The sequence below is a fragment of the Phreatobacter sp. genome, assembly GCF_052440005.1.
Classification (GTDB): domain Bacteria; phylum Pseudomonadota; class Alphaproteobacteria; order Rhizobiales; family Phreatobacteraceae; genus Phreatobacter.
In genome coordinates, this window is the sequence record NZ_JBQVQL010000009.1 from 1 (window position 1) to 15,312 (window position 15,312).

A 15,312-nucleotide genomic window follows, 5' to 3' on the forward strand; every position below is an offset into this window, starting at 1 on the left:
GCCGGTGCCACAGGGGCTGCGGGCACGATCACCGCGCCCGGCTGGGTGGAGGCGGGAAGCGTCACGCTCTGCGAGCCCGTGGAGGCGAGGGCGGGTGCAGGGTTCGCCATCGGCCCGGCGCCACCGATGGAGACCGTCACCGGGTCCATGGTCGGGCGATAGGGGCCGAGCAGCGAGACGACCGCGCCGGGCATGGCGGCGAGGGCACCCACCGGGCGGCCGGGGCGTCCCTGCCGCTGCTGCGAGGCGGCCATCATCTGCGCATAGGTGAGATTGCCGGGATCGGTCGGCGCGGCGGCGACCGGCTCGTTGTCCAGCTCCTCGCCGGCCTCGATATAGACCGGGCCGCGGCCGCGCCGGCGGCAGGCCTGGTCGCGGATGTTGGGCGGCGCCGAGGAGAGATCGTTGGCGATGCCGTCGAGGCCGACGCCCGAGCCGCCGGAGACGAAATGGCGCTCGAACAGGCCTGCGGCCGTCTCGGCCCGGCCGCGGGCGGAGGTGGCGCCGAGGACGACGACGATCAGCTTGCGACCGCCGCGGGTGGCGGTGGCCACCACGTTGAAGCCGGAGGCGCAGGTGAAGCCGGTCTTGAACCCGTCGGCCCCCTGGTAGCGGCCGATGAGGTGGTTGGGGTTGCGCATGACGCGGTTGCCGAAGCGAATCGCCGGCATGCGCCAGAGCAGCGAATGCTCGGGGAATTCGCGCATCATCGCGTAGGCGAGCAGTGCCATGTCGCGGGCGGTGGTCTGCTGGCCGGCGCCGGGCAGGCCGTTGGGATTGATGAAGCGGGTGCCGGACATGCCGAGGCGGCGCGCCTCGGCGTTCATCATGGCGGCGAAGTTCTCCACCGATCCGCCGAGACCCTCGGCGATGGTCACCGAGACGTCATTGGCCGACTTGACCATGATCATCTTCAGTGCGTTGTCGAGCGTCACCACCGTGCCCGGGCGGAAGCCCATCTTGGAGGGCGCCGAGCGGAAGGCGCGCTGCGAGACGACGAGGCCCGTGTTCATGGTGGCGCGGCCGGCGCGCACCTGACGAAGGGCGACGTAGGTCGTCATCATCTTGGTGAGAGAGGCCGGCAGCCAGGGCGCGCCGCCCCTGTCGGACTGCAGCACCTGGCCGGTGGCGGCGTCGACGACGATGGTTGGGCCCACCTGCTGGGCGCCCGCCGCGGAGACACCGGCGAAAAGCGCGAGGGCGCCGGCAAGACAAGGGATGCTGATCCGCAAGAGCATGGCCTTTTGGGAATGTCGCCGCGACCTCGGCCCTGTTTACCTGCTTCGGGCGCGTTTCGCCAAGGGCGAAGACGGCCGGGCGAGGGGACGGGGTCCGCGGCGGGTCGTCGTTGATCTGCCTTCGCGCCGAACAACAGCCTCAACGCGGCCAAAGCATGGCGACGGCCCTTCCGGGCGAGGCGGGTCTCCTCCGCCATGCGCCGGACGGAGGATGGCGAAAGGGCGGCCGCCTGCCTATTGTGTAACGACACCTCACCTGTTCCGGGAATCCCATCATGACCGCCTGCATCGTCGGCTGGGCTCACACCGCCTTCGGCAAGCTCGAGACCGAGACCGTCGAGAGCCTGATCATCCGGGTCGCCAACGAGGCGCTCGACAATGCCGGCATCGGTCCCGACGACGTGGACGAAATCCTGCTCGGTCATTTCAACGCCGGCTTCTCGCCCCAGGACTTCACCGCCTCGCTGGTGCTGCAGGCCGATCCGCGCCTGCGCTTCAAGCCGGCGACGCGCGTCGAGAATGCCTGCGCCACCGGCTCGGCCGCCGTGCACCAGGCGGTGCGCGCGGTGAAGGCGGGCGATGCCCGCGTCGTGCTCGTCGTCGGCGTCGAGCAGATGACGAAGACGCCGGGCGCCGAGATCGGCAAGAACCTTCTCAAGGCGTCCTACCTGCCCGAGGACGGCGACACGCCGGCCGGTTTCGCGGGCGTCTTCGGCAAGATCGCCCACAACTACTTCCAGCGCTGGGGCGACCAGTCCGACGCCCTCGCCATGATCGCGGCGAAGAACCACAAGAACGGCGTCGAGAACCCCTATGCGCAGATGCGCAAGGATTTCGGCTTCGACTTCTGCCGCACCGAGAGCGAGAAGAACCCCTTCGTCGCGGGCCCCCTGAAGCGCACCGACTGCTCGCTGGTCTCCGACGGCGCGGCGGCTCTCGTCATCACCGATACGGCCACAGCGCTGAAGATGAAGAAGGCCGTCGCTTTCCGCGGACAGGCCCATGTGCAGGACTTCCTGCCCATGTCGAAGCGCGACATCCTGAAGTTCGAGGGCTGCACCAAGGCCTGGGGCAAGGCGCTGGCGGAGGCCGGCATCGGCCTCTCCGACCTTTCCTTCGTCGAGACCCACGATTGCTTCACGGTTGCCGAGCTCATCGAATACGAAGCGATGGGCCTTACCGCCGAGGGTCAGGGCGCTCGCGCCATCCTCGAGGGCTGGACGCAGAAGGACGGCAAGCTGCCGGTCAACCCCTCCGGCGGCCTGAAGGCCAAGGGCCATCCGATCGGCGCCACCGGCGTGTCCATGCACGTGCTCTCGTCCATGCAGCTCATGGGCGAGGCCGGCGGCATCCAGGTGAAGGACGCGAAGCTCGGCGGCATCTTCAACATGGGCGGCGCAGCCGTGGCGAACTACGTCAGCGTGCTGGAGCGGCTGCGCTGACCGGGGCGCCTCCTCACGCCCCCTTCGGCCGGAAGGCGATGCAATGGGCCGGGTTGGTTTCCAGTCGCGGCCCCTCGATGAGGTCGATGCAATAGGGGATGGCCGGCATCACCGCGTCGAGGCATTCGCGGATCGACGAGGGTTTGCCGGGCAGGTTGACGATGAGCGATCGGCCGCGGATGCCGGCCGCCTGCCGCGACAGGATGGCGGTGGGCACCACCTTCAGGCTCACCTGCCGCATCAGTTCGCCGAAGCCCGGCATCATCTTCTCGCAGACGTCCTCCGTCGCCTCGGGCGTCACGTCGCGGACGGCGGGGCCGGTGCCGCCCGTGGTGAGGATGAGCGGGCAGGCCTCGACGTCGGCGAGCGCGATCAGCGCCGCAGCGATGGCATCGCGCTCGTCCGGGATGACGCGGGCGACCGGATGCCAGGGCGAGGCGAGGAGATCGGTCAGCGCCGCGACGATACCGGGGCCGCCCTTGTCCTCGTAGACGCCGCGGCTGGCGCGATCCGACACGGTGACGACGCCGATGGGGATGGAGGGGGTGCTCATGCGCGTCCCTTAGCGCTCCGGGGCTGCGCGCTCAATGCGGCGTAAGCGTCGCGGGTGAGGATCATGTCGATCTGGGTGACCTTGCCCCCGCGGGCGGCGCTCTGGCGCAGGCTCTCGCCGGTGCGCACGAATCCAGCCTTCTCCTGCACCCGCAGCGAGGCGGGGTTGTCGGCGAAGGCGCCGGCGGCGAGGCTGTCGATGCCGGGATGACGGAAGGCGAGGCCCGTCATGCCCCCCACCGCCTCGGTGGCGAAGCCGCGTCCCCAATAGGGCCGGCCGAACCACCATCCCATCGTGGCGCCGCGCCCCTCGCGGGTGACGCTGACCAGGCCGACGAGCGCGTGGGGCTCCTTCAGGCGGGCGACGACGAGCGCGAGGGAGTCGCCTGTGGCGTTGGAGGCGAGGACGTCGCCGATGAAGGCAGAGGCGTGGGCTTCCGCATAAGGGTGCGGAACCGCCACCAGCATGCGGGCGACGTCGAAGTCGCCGGCATAGAGGGCGAGGCGGGGCACGTCCGCGAAGGTCGGCTGGCGCAAGACGAGCCGCCGCGTTGTCAGCGGGACGGCATCGAGCCAGGAAGAGGGACTGGCGGACAACATGACCTCCGTCGTGCGCCCGCCGGTATGGAACCGGCGGGCCGCCCGGGCAAGGGCCGCGTCAGGAACGCTCGCCGATGACCACCTTCGGCGCCGTGCGCCTGAGGATCGGGTCGCGCCAGGCCTTGAGGCTGGCCCAGAGCGTGCGGTCGAGGCGGAACTTGTCGACCGGCACGGAGCTCGCCAGCAGCCGCGAGCGGGTGAGCCCGGCACCGATCCACTGGAAGCCGCATTTCTCGATGACGCGCCGCGAGGCGGGATTGACGACCCGGGCCCGGGCCGCGACGGCCTCGGCGCCGCGGTCGGTGAACAGATGGTCGACGACGGCGCGGGCGGCCTCCGTCGCATAGCCGCGGCCCCAATGGGCGGTGCCGAGCCAGTAGCCGATTTCGGGATCGCCGAGTTCGGGCATCACGAAACCCGTCGCGCCGACGAGCGCGCCGTTGGTCTTGAGGGTGATGAGAAGGGGATGATCCTGGGACGTCCAGGCGTTGGCGATCCACGTCTCCGCGTCTTTGACCGCATAGGGATGGGGAAGATTGGCCGTCATTTCGGCAATCCGCCGGTCATTGGCCATCGCCACGACCTGCGGGACGTCCTCGAAACGCGGCACACGGAGAACCAGCCGCTCCGTCTCGAGGACGGGCATACAGCTCTCGAGCAATTCGCCGCCGGAGCGGCCTTCCAGTTCGGTTTCAAGGCACGTCATGGCAGGTTCCTTCCCTCGCCGGTGGCCGGGCCTGGAACCATCTCCAGGACCGAAAGAAAAAGGGGCGCCGGCTGTCTCGCGTGGCGCCCCTTGATCTTCGATCCTCGATCAGCGGAGCAGCCTGGCGTAGTCGCCGGCGGCTCCGATGTCGGTGCCGCCTGTTACTCGGCGGCGGCAATCATCGGAACAACCGACACGTAGGTACGGTTATTCGCTTTCGTTCGGAATTCTACGCGGCCGTCGACGGTCGCGAAGAGCGTGTGATCCTTGCCGAGCCCGACATTGCTGCCGGGATGGAACTTGGTGCCGCGCTGGCGCACGAGGATGTTGCCCGAGACGACCGCCTGGCCGCCGAAGCGCTTCACGCCGAGACGCTGTGCATTCGAATCGCGACCGTTCCGAGACGAGCCGCCTGCTTTTTTGTGAGCCATGAGGAGCTCCCGATTCCGTTATGTCTTATAAGACGTCTGATTCACGAAGATGGCAACAGCAGGACGCTGCTTACCAGTCCTCACCGGATTTCTGCTCGGCCTGGTCGGCCTTGGCGCGCGGCGGCTTACCCGCCAGCAGCTCCTTGGCCTGCTCGACCCATTCCTCGCGCTTGGCGCGGCCGCGGAGCGCGAGCTCCTTGTCCTTCGCCTCGAGATCCTCCTCCGTCCAGGAGGCGATCTGCTCCCAGGAGGTGATACCGGCGGCGCGCAGCTTCTTCTCGATCGTCGGGCCGATGCCAGCGATCAGCGACAGGTTCGACGAGTCCATGGCGCCGGCGGCGGGCATGGCGGCGATGCCCTGGGGCTTCGCGTCAGCGGCCGGAGCGGCCGTCTTCGGGGCAGCGGCCTTGGAGGGCTTGGCGCCGTCGACGAGGATCTCGGAGATGCGGACGATCGTCAGGTCCTGGCGATGGCCCTTCTTGCGCTTGGAATTCTGGCGGCGGCGCTTGCGGAAGGAGATGGTCTTGGGGCCGCGGGCCTGGCGGACGATCTCGGCGGACACCGAGGCGCCGGCCACGAAGGGCGCGCCGATGGTGATGCCGGCGTCGCCGCCGACCATGAGAACCTCGGGGAACACGACCACGTCGCCGGCTTCGGCTTCGAGCTTCTCGATGGTGATCGTGTCGGCTGCAGCAACCTTGTACTGTTTGCCGCCCGTCTTGATGACTGCGTACATCGTCTGTCGTCCTTGTCTCGACGGGCCTTGGCGCATCCCTCGGGGGATCGGCCGGCCGTCTTCTTGTTTGGTCTTGCCGCCCCATGCGAGGCGGTTGGTTCGCGCTCGGCGCACAGACCTGACCGCACGACACGGCCAGGCTGAATGTCCAAGAGGCGGCTCAATGATGGATAAGGCAGCGAGAGTCAAGGAAAACCCTGCAGCGCCGGGGCTTTTTCTCGCCCGCAGACGCCCCTGCGGGCAGACTGTCGCGCCACTCCGCCCCGGCCCGTCCCGGGATGCGGCCGGTGCCGGCCAGCGACAGCAGCGGCGACGTGCTGCGCGGAAATCGTCGGCTGCGCCAATGCAGTGCTTGAATGCGCCGCCCCGTTCCGCTATGTCGCGCATCGCTTCAACAGCCGGCGATGGTCCTCATTCATCGCCATGCGACCGCGGAGAGGTGGCTGAGTGGTTGAAAGCACCGCACTCGAAATGCGGCATACGGGCAACCGTATCGGGGGTTCGAATCCCTCCCTCTCCGCCAGAAGCGTCATACATATCAATCATTTGAGCGAAGTAGCCCCGGAAGGGGTCGTTCCTGTTCGCGACCCAGATCGGACCTACGGGGCCAAGGGCCACCCTTCAGGCACGTTGGGCGAGATTTCTCGCGGAGTCCGCTCTGATCACCGTGCGGGCATTCCGGCAAATACTGCATTCTCCCAGGTAGCGCTCGAAATCTGAGGTCGTTCCAAGCGCCCCGGTGATTTGAGCAGCGTGAGCATGTGAATTGAAATTCATCGATTCACAGATGCATCGATCACACACGGCTCTCCCGTGGAGGCCTGTGATGAAATCGTTGACCTTCTGAGCCACCAGCATCTGCACCAGCTCCTCGGTTTCGTGGACAGTTCGGTCGCAAGCCCAGGCGGCAACCTTGGCACCGCTCGACCGGCATCCTACGCAATGAGATCATTGCATGGAGATGGTCTGTGGCGACAATTCGCAAGCTGAGAGGTCGCTGGCAGGCGATGGTTCGTCGCAAGGGCATCAAACCGCGCTGCAAGAGCTTCGATGCAAAGTCCGACGCCGAGCGCTGGGCGCGCGCGATCGAGGCTGAAGTTGATCAGGGGACGTTTGTTGATCGAGCCATCGCGGACAAAACCACGCTCGGTGACATCCTGACGCGCTATAGCGCCGAAATCTCGGTCAACAAGAGAGGCGCTAAGCAGGAGCAGCAGCGCATTGGCGTCCTTCTCCGTCATGAAATGGCTCATCGCTATATCGCGGCGCTGACGCCTGCGCATGTCGCCAGCTTCAGAGACGAGCGTTTGCGAACAGTTGCCCCTTCGACTGCGGTGCGGGAACTGGCAATTCTCAGCCACGCAGTCGATGTCTCAATGCGGGAGTGGGGCATCCATCTCGCGCGCAATCCAGTGAAGCACATCAGAAGGCCTGCAGTTTCAGATTCCCGTTCCCGACGACTTCTACCTGGCGAAGAAGACCGACTTCTGGCGGCATGCGCCTCTGGTCGCACGGCAGGCTTGGATCATTTGATCACGGTGGCAATTGAAACAGGAATGCGCCGCAGCGAGCTCCTTTCTCTCCGGTGGGCCGATATCGACTTCGATCGGCGAACTGCAGCGTTGTTCCTGACCAAGAACGGAGACGCCCGAGAGGTCCCACTGTCCTCTCGTGCCCTGGCTGCTCTTCGCCGAATGGAGGCAGAGCAGGCCGCCGGGCCCTCTGGTCCGTTCATGCTCACTGCTGGTGCGTTGGAGCAGGCCTGGCGGCGGCTTCTGAGGCGCTCGGGGATCTTGGGTCTGAGGTTTCACGATCTCCGTCACGAAGCCGTTTCACGCCTATTTGAGCGCGGTCTTGGCATCATGGAAGTTGCCTCTATCTCTGGGCATCGAGAGATCAAGATGTTGTCCCGATATACGCATTTGAAGGCGGCGGACCTGGCTGGTCGACTAGGCTGAATGCAACCGTATCAGGTCTGCCGACTGTAACAATTATCACGATTTCTCGCTGACCAAGCATCGCGGTGATAGGAGTGCGGTTGGACTGCTATAATAGGCATACTGTAGTTTGCCACTGCAGCCACCGGCTTTGAAGTTCGACCGTGCAGCGAAAACAGGACGCTGGCGATGAGGGTGCCGGACCCGAACGGGCATCGACTGGAGCTCCCCTACAGAGAGTGTAGGACGCGCCCAGTTTAGGTCTTCCCGGCAGCGTTTTTGCTGCGAACCCAAAGATGGAAGCTCTGCGTTGCCGCACCTTCCACCTGGAGCTGGTTGAGAATTATGCCAGCGTTCAGGGCGCGAGGATCCATCCTCGTAACCGCCAGATCGACAATGATCGAGATGCGGAACCGCAAACCAGGTCAATGGTGGCCACCTGGTTGCAGTTAGCAACTGCAAGGTTCTTCTTCTAGCCGTCAGACGGTGTCTGATTGTTCATCGCTCCCTGTCTATCAACAGACTTAATTACTGATAGCACAGGGAGAAAGAGCCATCTCCGGTGTATATAAAGGAAAAGGAAAAAATTATGCAAAACCTTCCAACCAGATCAGCAAGGGCTATGCTGATGCTTTTGGAAAATCAATCCGAAGCAAGCCGTGAAATCAGTGCTTCTCAGATTCTTTCAGCGTTCATGGAGAGTGAGTTTCACGAGCGCAAGTGGACCGGCAGAGATGAACTTGGGTTTGTCGTGCCGCGATCGGAGATGTTGGAGGAGCTAACTAGCGAACTTGATTGCCTGCAACAGCAGATCGCGGTCGTGCACGCGTTCTTGAAGCGCCTTCAGTCGGACAGGGTAGCCAGTCACACGGATGGCGTTACAGCGAAGTCCTAGGGCGCGCGTGCCGCGATCATCCGAGTGGGCGCTGTGTCCAGAGACCACCCGGATGATCCTCACCCCGTGGATGATTGCTCATGAGGTAGGTCGACGGCGAAGACGCTAAACGCAAACTTGGCGGCGCTGGGCGAGGACACATCTGCTTGTGAACGTGCAAGAACCGCTGTTGTGGATAGTGAAGCACCTTTTGACGACTTATCTCTCTATCATTTATATCAGCACCATTAGATACTTAGACCGAATTGGAACGCGCCTTGAAAGCTCTAGCACTTTCCCTCGGCATTCTCGCTGGCGCAGTCATTCCCGGCGCCTCACAGACGATACGGGAGCAAGTGGGCCCTTTCGACCTCGAAAGGGCCGCAAATTACGCCGTGGCGCGAGACCTGCTCCACAATGTCTGCGGCTGGGATGGGTATGACCGCGAGCTTATCGCCGTCGTTCAGCATATTGAGCGCATCGCCATGACGGTGCATCAAGACGCCTTCTATCAGAACCAGATCGTCAAGGTTGGCGTCGGCATGAGGGCGGCCTATCAGGCGATGACGCCTGACGGACGGCTGTTTCATTGCGGCCTTCTCGCCCTGTATCTCAAGGAGCACACCGATCGCTTCCAGAGCCAGCATCGCGATCTTGTCAGGCAGTTTCGAGGAAAGGGACTTCGGTGACCGAGCTCGCCGACATCGTGGTCCAGCCAGCCGCAGCGACGTCGGCTCCATCGTCCCTCTACTGATCCGAACATGCCGAAATTCGGCTCCCCGGTGCATACTTTCCAGCTTGCTGATAACGTCAACGAGGGAATCTGAATCGAGATACCCAGACCAACTGGTTCCGGTCTACACGCCATCCAAGCGATACTCATAAGTGACCGACACCCAGATCCGCGCCAAAATCGCCTCCGTGGCTGATCGACATCCGACTGATCGTGATCAGGTGACATCCAGTCCGTCAACGTCAGGCATAGCCCAGATCACACAAGGAAGCTCACAGGCTGGAGCCGCACCCGTTATGTGTCACTGAGTAGCCCTGCGTGAGGCACAAGCTCCCTTGACGCTCACAGACGATCATCAAGGCTCAGGTTTCGATCGGCTCAAGGTAGCGGTCGAACCACTCGGCCATGTCGACCTCATCGATCAGGCCCTCAGCAAGCATCTTCCAGGTCTCAACAATGTGCCCCTCGTCGACAGCGATCCTGAAGCCGCACATCTCCAGGAACAGAGCGGTCACGGCGTAGGACGTGCGCTTGTTGCCATCAATGAAGGGGTGGTTCTTCGCCAATCCATGGGCATAGCTGGCGGCGAGCTCCTGGATCGTCGCATCCGGCTGGTAGCCATAGAGGTTCTGCGGCCGCGCCAGGGCAGACGCCAAAAGCCCTTCATATCGCACGCCAGCAGCTCCACCATGCTCGGCGAGCTGTTCAGTGTGTATCTGAAGGGCTTGTTCGATGTCGACCCAGCGAGGCTCGACCAGCATGCCTTACTTGGCGAGCTCGGCGAGAATAGCACGATCCCGGCGCATGATGCCGCGCGCAATCTCCATCTTCTCCTCATGGGAGAGTAGACGCAGGTTGGTCTGGATGCGCAGATGGCGCTTGAGCACCGGGCGACGACCCGAGTCAGCGCGGTCGAAATCGCTTTCGATGGCTTTCAGAGCGCTCATGGCGACCTCCTGGGTTGATCGGCTTATGCATACGTATATCAGTTAGCGCCAAAATTCAACGATGATGGTGACGAGCACCCCGGCGCCCACCTCCTTCATCATCGTCGGCGTCAACGTCGGCGCCAACATCATCGGCGCCGATCACCGCTATGGTCAACACCGTCATCATCATCATGGTTCCCGGCCCCATCCGCCATGCGCTTCACACAGCGCACAAAGACTAGCGCCTCCTCGTGAGTGATCCTCTTGGCCGCAAGCCGTCGCTCACTACAGCCATTATCGAAATAGACGAAGGCAATCGTCAGACCCCGAGGCATCCTTCAGGCCGTAGCTCTCCTGGAAATCCTCCACCACAAGCGGGTTGGGATCTTCACCATGGCACACGGCCGATGAGTCCAGGCAATCCAAGGCCAGGCAGGCCACATTGATCGAAGGTTATCCGATGCCAGGCCAGACCTTGATCGCAAAGCTACGTCCATAGCGTAACAATGACGCCATCCCAGTTGTTACGCTGTCGCCCGACCTTTATCGAATGTTTATCGTATGTTGATCGTATGTTGACCGCGAAAAACGTTATTCACTGATCAATGTGCTAAGCCGTTGATATTCCTCACAACGCATTCCGAGCGCACATTGACCGATCAACATACGGACAATGTCAGAGCCCGATATCAGACGGAGCTATTAAAGACAGAGCGACATTAGAAGCCCCGGCGCGTGCTCAGATAGAGAGGATGGCTCTGTTTCCGGAAGCGTTTCAGAAAAGCCGCGGCCTCTAAGTAATATAGACTCTAAAAGGTATATCTCTCTTAGAGCGCGCGGCGTTCTTAAATCGCTCAGTGCGCCGTCGACGGTCCATAAGAACCCAGGCTGAGGAATTTACTCCTCGGGCACATATGCCAGATCAATGTCCTCATCAGCAAGCCGCGTGATATTTCGTTCATTCACTGAAGGCGCGTCTTCGATCTCATCGAGACGCAAAATGAACGCCCTACCTGTCCCCGTTGAAACCGTCCGAGTGGGCCGCTGCCGTCAATCTCACGCTGTCGCGCTGGCGTTCAACTCCTTGATGACAGTAACGAGCCTCTGCGCCTGAGGCATGGTGAAGACCTGCTGGAGGCCCTCCGGAGCCATGTCGGTGAAGGGGCTCTCATAGAGCAAGCCAGGATCCATGCTGCCCTTCTCGATGAGATGTTCGATCACCATCTCCACGAACTCGATCTGCTCTGCAGTCGCGGCCTTGTCGCCGAGGAACTCGCTGAATGCCTCCGCGACTGCGCTCCGGTCCAGTCCGACCAGAGAGCGAATGAAGGCACCGAACCCTTGGGCGATCTCGGTGGCTTTCTCTATGTGCGACAGCTCGCCCACGCCGGCTGTCAGGAGCATTTGCTGAAGCTCGGTGAGGTCGGTGGTTGTCAGTGGTTTGGCGTGGCGCAGCTTAGCGATCGCGATGTGATCCTCATGCTCACGGAGGAAGTGCCGCGCCTTCTTCTTGAACCGAGCGAAATCAACCTCGCCCATCTGAGGCAGGTCGAGCACCACCCCCTGGCCCAGATCGTCCTCGAAGTTCGTGTAGATGATCGCCTTCCGGCCCTTCTCGATGTTCTGGACCAGCCCGCGCAACCGTAGTCGAACCAACTCAAGGAGTGGGACGCTCACGCCTTGCCACCAAACGTCCGACAGGATCTCCAGCAACAGCTCGTGCTGGGCTGCAATGGCCGGGATGGCGGTTTGATCTTCGAGGGCGGTGACGATCTCCAGGAGTTGTTGCTTCAGGCGATCGAAGCTCTTGGACCCATTCAGCAGGGCGAGCTCAAGGTTGAACATTAGGAGGTCGAAGCGCTTGGTCTCCTCCGCCTCTCCCGGCATCTCGTTGGGCAGCGGAGCGACCTCATGCATCAGCTCTTCGCGCATCTCGTCAGACAACGAGATCCACGCCTCTGGCGCGCGGTATTTCTCGACGGCCTTGCGCTTCCCGCGGACGATGAAGTTGTCCAGATTCATCGTGCCGACGTAGGTCTGCAGAAACCCGAGCGCGCTCGACCGGATCGTCGGTTCGTCAGGAGCAGCGTCAGGTCCAGGATCATACCCACGTTCGCGCTCGGAGAGCCCTGGCGCGCTCTCCAGCTGAGCCTTGTCATCCAGGGCGCGAATGAGATCGAAGCGCGCCAGGAACAGCCTCTCGCTCAAGGATCGCCCGTTGGTGCCCTTATCGAGCTTGGGGTTCTGGCGAAAAAATTCCAGGTTCTGGCAATAGTCGAAGACCCGGAAGAACTCCTTGTCCTGTCCCGGTCCGAAGAGGTCGCGGCAGAGACGTGTCCCTCGCCCGATGATCTGCCAGAACTTCGTCTTGGATCGTATGAGTTTGAACAGGACGAGGTTGACGACCTCCGGCACGTCGATGCCGGTGTCGAGCATGTCGACCGAGATCGCGATGTGGGGCGCCTTGTCCTTGTCCGAGAAGTCGTCGATCAGCGATTGCGCATATTCGGTCTTGAAGGTGATGACGCGGGCGAGATGGCCTGCAAGATGCGGATAGGCCGCATTGAAGCGCTGCTCGATGAACTCGGCGTGGGCCTGGTTCTTGGCGAAGACGATGGTCTTACCGAGCCGGTCGCCGCCAGCGACCTTTAGGCCATCCGTCATCACGTTGACGAGGACCTTGTCGACGGTATCGGCATTGAAGAGCCACTTGTTGACCGCTTCGGCGCTTACGCTGTCGGGGGGATCACCGTGATCCTCGTCCCATTCGAGCATGTCCCACTGCTCTTTTTCCTCGTCCGACAGGTCGTCGTAGCGAATGCCATCGCGGACGAAGCGCAGAGGCACGGAGACAGCGACGGGCGGGACCAGATACTCATCCTCCACAGCCCTATCGAGCGAGTAGGCATCCGTCGGCACGCCATCCTCAAGGTCGAAGAGGCCGTAGGTGTTGCGATCGATGTCATCCTTCGGTGTCGCTGTCAGACCAATCAGCAAGCTGTCGAAGTAGTCGAAAATCGCTCCGTAGCGCTGATAAACTGACCGGTGGGCCTCATCGATGATCACGAGGTCGAAGTGGCCAGGACCAAATCGCGATGCGCCGCCGCTGCGCTCGTCGATGAGGTTCATCATGGTCGGGTAGGTCGAGAGAAACACGCGACCCTGGCCCGCCTTGTCGGTCACGAGATTGACAGGCGAACTTGAGGGTAGGTGAGTCTTGAAGGCCTTCAGGGCCTGGTTCACCAGAGCGACGCGGTCAGCCAGGAACAGCACCCGCTTGGCCCATCCGGCACGCATGAGGACGTCCACGAGAGCGATCACCGTGCGCGTCTTGCCCGAGCCGGTTGCCATCACCAGAAGGGCCTTGCGCTGCTTGCGCAGCTCGAAGCTTTCCTTCACCCGCGCGATCGCCCGCTCCTGATAGTAGCGATCGGCGATGCGCCGATTGACCGGAATGGCATCCAACGCAGTTTTTGAAGTGCGGCGCTGGATCAGCAGCTCCAGCTCATCCTTCTTGTAGAAGCCGGCGACGGGGCGAGCCGGATAGCTCGCATCGTCCCACATCCAATGGTCATAGCCATTGGTGAAGAACACGATGGGACGCTGACCAAATTGGGTTTCCAGGCAGTCAGCATAGAGCTTGGCCTGCTGTTGCCCAACGCGAGCATCTCGCTTCGTTCGCTTGGCTTCGATCAGCGCCAGCGGCTTCCCGCCGTCGCCCCACAGCACATAGTCGACATAACCCTGCCCCTCGTTGTTCGGCATTCCGCGGACGGGGAACTCTCTGTCGCGGGGCTGGTCGAGCGGCCAGCCGGCTTCCTTCAGCAGGAGGTCGATATAGAGGTCTCGTGTCTCGGCCTCGGAGTAGTCATGGGTGTCAGGGCGGGCCTCGTTGGCACGACGAATCTGGTCACGCTCGGCGCGAGCGGCCTGCAGCTCGACGTCAAGCCGGGTCCTGTCGCGCAACAGCTCAGCCAGGGCCTCGTCTCGCGCATCGATCTCGGTTTGCAAGCGCAGGAAGTCAGCCGGTGCGAGCTTTGGAACCACCTCAAGGCTGACATTGTGCACAGATTCAAAGCGCTGAGCGTCTGCAGGAGGCGATTTGGCATAGGTCCGCGCCAGCCAGAAGCAGATGTGGAACAGCTCGCGCAGAGCGTCCGAGGCTTCGCGCTGGGGCACGTCTCGCGCCTCGTGGACTGCACGATTGCCGATGCGGATGACGAGCTTGGCCTTGGTGAAGACCGCCTGGCCCGCCCGCTTCTGGAAGCTCGGCTCATGGATAAGCGCAGAGATCTTGCTGTCGTAGGGAAAGCGAAGGTCCGAATCGTTCCGGTAGGCCCATTGCACCGCGAGTTCGACGGCGCGGCGCGCATAGAACGCGGCAGCGCGGGGGTCGCTTGAGACGTGGCCCTCTGCCCGCTTAGCGCTGTCAAAGACGTCCGGAAACTCGTCAGCGAGAAAGGCGAAGTTGGACATACGTCAATCGACTCTCTCTGGGGCAAGCGCCGAGGGTGAGCGGCATAGTTCCCATGTCACCCCAAAGTTGCAAGTCGACGGGTCGCAGCGCCTCGACGCGAAGATGCTTTCGGTGCGCCTACGACGCCTCGCCCAGCAGCCTTGGGAAGTGCGGCTCGAAGGCAGCGCGCACAGGCTTCCACAGCTCGGGATCGATGGTGTGAGACCATTTCACGGTGTTGAGCAGCGCGTAGCCTGCGGCCTTGAGGTCCAGGGCGAGCTGCTTCTCCATGGAGCCGACTATGTCCCGCAGCGGAATGTGCTTCTCCATCAACTGGAGACGCAGCAGCTTGTCCTCGTGGCTGAAGCTCTCCGGCTTTTCCACCTCGGGGTAGATCGGCCCATGGGCCACCAGTTCGAATGAGCGGCAGCTCTCGGGTGCGATGCCCCGGTTGCGCAAGTGTTTGCGCAGGGCATTCTGGGTCTCGGCAGACCCCAGATGCTGCCCCATTCGGATATAGGCCGGCGATGCATTCGGGCTCGAATTGTCTCCGGTGCGGCCGACATAGACCAGTTCTGAGCCGTCTGGCGCCACAACCCGCCAGGCATAGAGCCAGAAGCCGCGCTGCAACATGGCTGGCGGAAGTGTCAGCTTGTAGGTGCCGATCGTCATAGGCTC

14 protein-coding genes and 1 tRNA gene are annotated in these 15,312 nt (G+C 62.8%); 5 read left to right on the forward strand and 10 right to left on the reverse strand.

The window, feature by feature from the left end; all coding sequences use genetic code 11:
• Positions 1–1,238, reverse strand: a 1,238-nt coding sequence (locus ACT6XY_RS03745) for a D-alanyl-D-alanine carboxypeptidase family protein (RefSeq protein WP_444746990.1), incomplete at its 3' end; no start/stop codon positions are given.
• Between the two features lie 275 nt (positions 1,239–1,513).
• Between ACT6XY_RS03745 and ACT6XY_RS03750 the strand changes: the two genes are divergently transcribed.
• Positions 1,514–2,680 (forward strand): acetyl-CoA acetyltransferase, encoded by a 1,167-nt coding sequence (locus tag ACT6XY_RS03750; RefSeq protein ID WP_444746991.1) that lies wholly within the window; start codon positions 1,514–1,516, stop codon positions 2,678–2,680.
• Between the two features lie 13 nt (positions 2,681–2,693).
• On the opposite strand, the gene mog is transcribed toward ACT6XY_RS03750, so the two are convergent.
• From mog to rplU, 5 genes are all read right to left on the reverse strand, one after another.
• Complete coding sequence (gene mog / locus ACT6XY_RS03755) at positions 2,694–3,233, reverse strand: molybdopterin adenylyltransferase (RefSeq protein ID WP_444746992.1); 540 nt, start codon at positions 3,231–3,233, stop codon at positions 2,694–2,696.
• Entirely contained in the window at positions 3,230–3,832 is a 603-nt protein-coding gene (locus ACT6XY_RS03760) for a GNAT family N-acetyltransferase (protein ID WP_444746993.1), read from the reverse strand. The genes mog and ACT6XY_RS03760 overlap by 4 nt, the downstream gene beginning before the upstream one ends.
• Positions 3,833–3,890: 58 nt before the next feature.
• Positions 3,891–4,538 (reverse strand): GNAT family N-acetyltransferase, encoded by a 648-nt coding sequence (locus ACT6XY_RS03765; protein ID WP_444746994.1) that lies wholly within the window; start codon positions 4,536–4,538, stop codon positions 3,891–3,893.
• 161 nt (positions 4,539–4,699) lie between these two features.
• Entirely contained in the window at positions 4,700–4,969 is a 270-nt protein-coding gene (gene rpmA, locus ACT6XY_RS03770; protein WP_444746995.1) for a 50S ribosomal protein L27, read from the reverse strand.
• A gap of 70 nt (positions 4,970–5,039) precedes the next feature.
• The gene (gene rplU, locus ACT6XY_RS03775; RefSeq protein WP_444746996.1) at positions 5,040–5,705 is read right to left on the reverse strand and encodes a 50S ribosomal protein L21; all 666 of its coding nucleotides are present in this window, start codon (positions 5,703–5,705) and stop codon (positions 5,040–5,042) included.
• A gap of 433 nt (positions 5,706–6,138) precedes the next feature.
• Between rplU and ACT6XY_RS03780 the strand changes: the two genes are divergently transcribed.
• The 4 genes from ACT6XY_RS03780 (at position 6,139) to ACT6XY_RS03795 (ending at position 9,205) form a co-directional block, all read left to right on the forward strand.
• Positions 6,139–6,228, forward strand: a tRNA-Ser gene (locus ACT6XY_RS03780).
• A gap of 445 nt (positions 6,229–6,673) precedes the next feature.
• Positions 6,674–7,663, forward strand: a complete 990-nt coding sequence (locus tag ACT6XY_RS03785; RefSeq protein ID WP_444746997.1) for a site-specific integrase — start codon at positions 6,674–6,676, stop codon at positions 7,661–7,663.
• 541 nt (positions 7,664–8,204) lie between these two features.
• Positions 8,205–8,537, forward strand: a complete 333-nt coding sequence (locus tag ACT6XY_RS03790; RefSeq protein ID WP_444746998.1) for a hypothetical protein — start codon at positions 8,205–8,207, stop codon at positions 8,535–8,537.
• A 257-nt stretch (positions 8,538–8,794) separates the two neighbouring features.
• The gene (locus ACT6XY_RS03795) at positions 8,795–9,205 is read left to right on the forward strand and encodes a hypothetical protein (protein ID WP_444746999.1); all 411 of its coding nucleotides are present in this window, start codon (positions 8,795–8,797) and stop codon (positions 9,203–9,205) included.
• A gap of 406 nt (positions 9,206–9,611) precedes the next feature.
• On the opposite strand, the gene ACT6XY_RS03800 is transcribed toward ACT6XY_RS03795, so the two are convergent.
• From ACT6XY_RS03800 to ACT6XY_RS03815, 4 genes are all read right to left on the reverse strand, one after another.
• The gene (locus ACT6XY_RS03800) at positions 9,612–10,010 is read right to left on the reverse strand and encodes a type II toxin-antitoxin system death-on-curing family toxin (RefSeq protein WP_444747000.1); all 399 of its coding nucleotides are present in this window, start codon (positions 10,008–10,010) and stop codon (positions 9,612–9,614) included.
• A 3-nt stretch (positions 10,011–10,013) separates the two neighbouring features.
• Entirely contained in the window at positions 10,014–10,196 is a 183-nt protein-coding gene (locus ACT6XY_RS03805) for a hypothetical protein (protein ID WP_444747001.1), read from the reverse strand.
• A 1,038-nt stretch (positions 10,197–11,234) separates the two neighbouring features.
• Complete coding sequence (locus ACT6XY_RS03810; RefSeq protein ID WP_444747002.1) at positions 11,235–14,654, reverse strand: DEAD/DEAH box helicase family protein; 3,420 nt, start codon at positions 14,652–14,654, stop codon at positions 11,235–11,237.
• Positions 14,655–14,772: 118 nt separating this feature from the next.
• Entirely contained in the window at positions 14,773–15,306 is a 534-nt protein-coding gene (locus ACT6XY_RS03815) for a hypothetical protein (protein WP_444747003.1), read from the reverse strand.
• Between the last annotated feature and the right edge of the window lie 6 nt (positions 15,307–15,312).

Excerpts from the sequence above, each read along its gene's own strand:
- ACT6XY_RS03760 (WP_444746993.1), bottom strand. The coding sequence starts at position 3,832 with ATGTTGTCCGCCAGTCCCTCTTCCTGGCTCGATGCCGTCCCGCTGACA.
- ACT6XY_RS03815 (WP_444747003.1), bottom strand. The coding sequence starts at position 15,306 with ATGACGATCGGCACCTACAAGCTGACACTTCCGCCAGCCATGTTGCAG.
- ACT6XY_RS03805 (WP_444747001.1), bottom strand. The coding sequence starts at position 10,196 with ATGAGCGCTCTGAAAGCCATCGAAAGCGATTTCGACCGCGCTGACTCG.
- ACT6XY_RS03810 (WP_444747002.1), bottom strand. The coding sequence starts at position 14,654 with ATGTCCAACTTCGCCTTTCTCGCTGACGAGTTTCCGGACGTCTTTGAC.
- ACT6XY_RS03750 (WP_444746991.1), top strand. The coding sequence starts at position 1,514 with ATGACCGCCTGCATCGTCGGCTGGGCTCACACCGCCTTCGGCAAGCTC.
- ACT6XY_RS03765 (WP_444746994.1), bottom strand. The coding sequence starts at position 4,538 with ATGACGTGCCTTGAAACCGAACTGGAAGGCCGCTCCGGCGGCGAATTG.
- ACT6XY_RS03800 (WP_444747000.1), bottom strand. The coding sequence starts at position 10,010 with ATGCTGGTCGAGCCTCGCTGGGTCGACATCGAACAAGCCCTTCAGATA.
- rpmA (WP_444746995.1), bottom strand. The coding sequence starts at position 4,969 with ATGGCTCACAAAAAAGCAGGCGGCTCGTCTCGGAACGGTCGCGATTCG.
- rplU (WP_444746996.1), bottom strand. The coding sequence starts at position 5,705 with ATGTACGCAGTCATCAAGACGGGCGGCAAACAGTACAAGGTTGCTGCA.
- mog (WP_444746992.1), bottom strand. The coding sequence starts at position 3,233 with ATGAGCACCCCCTCCATCCCCATCGGCGTCGTCACCGTGTCGGATCGC.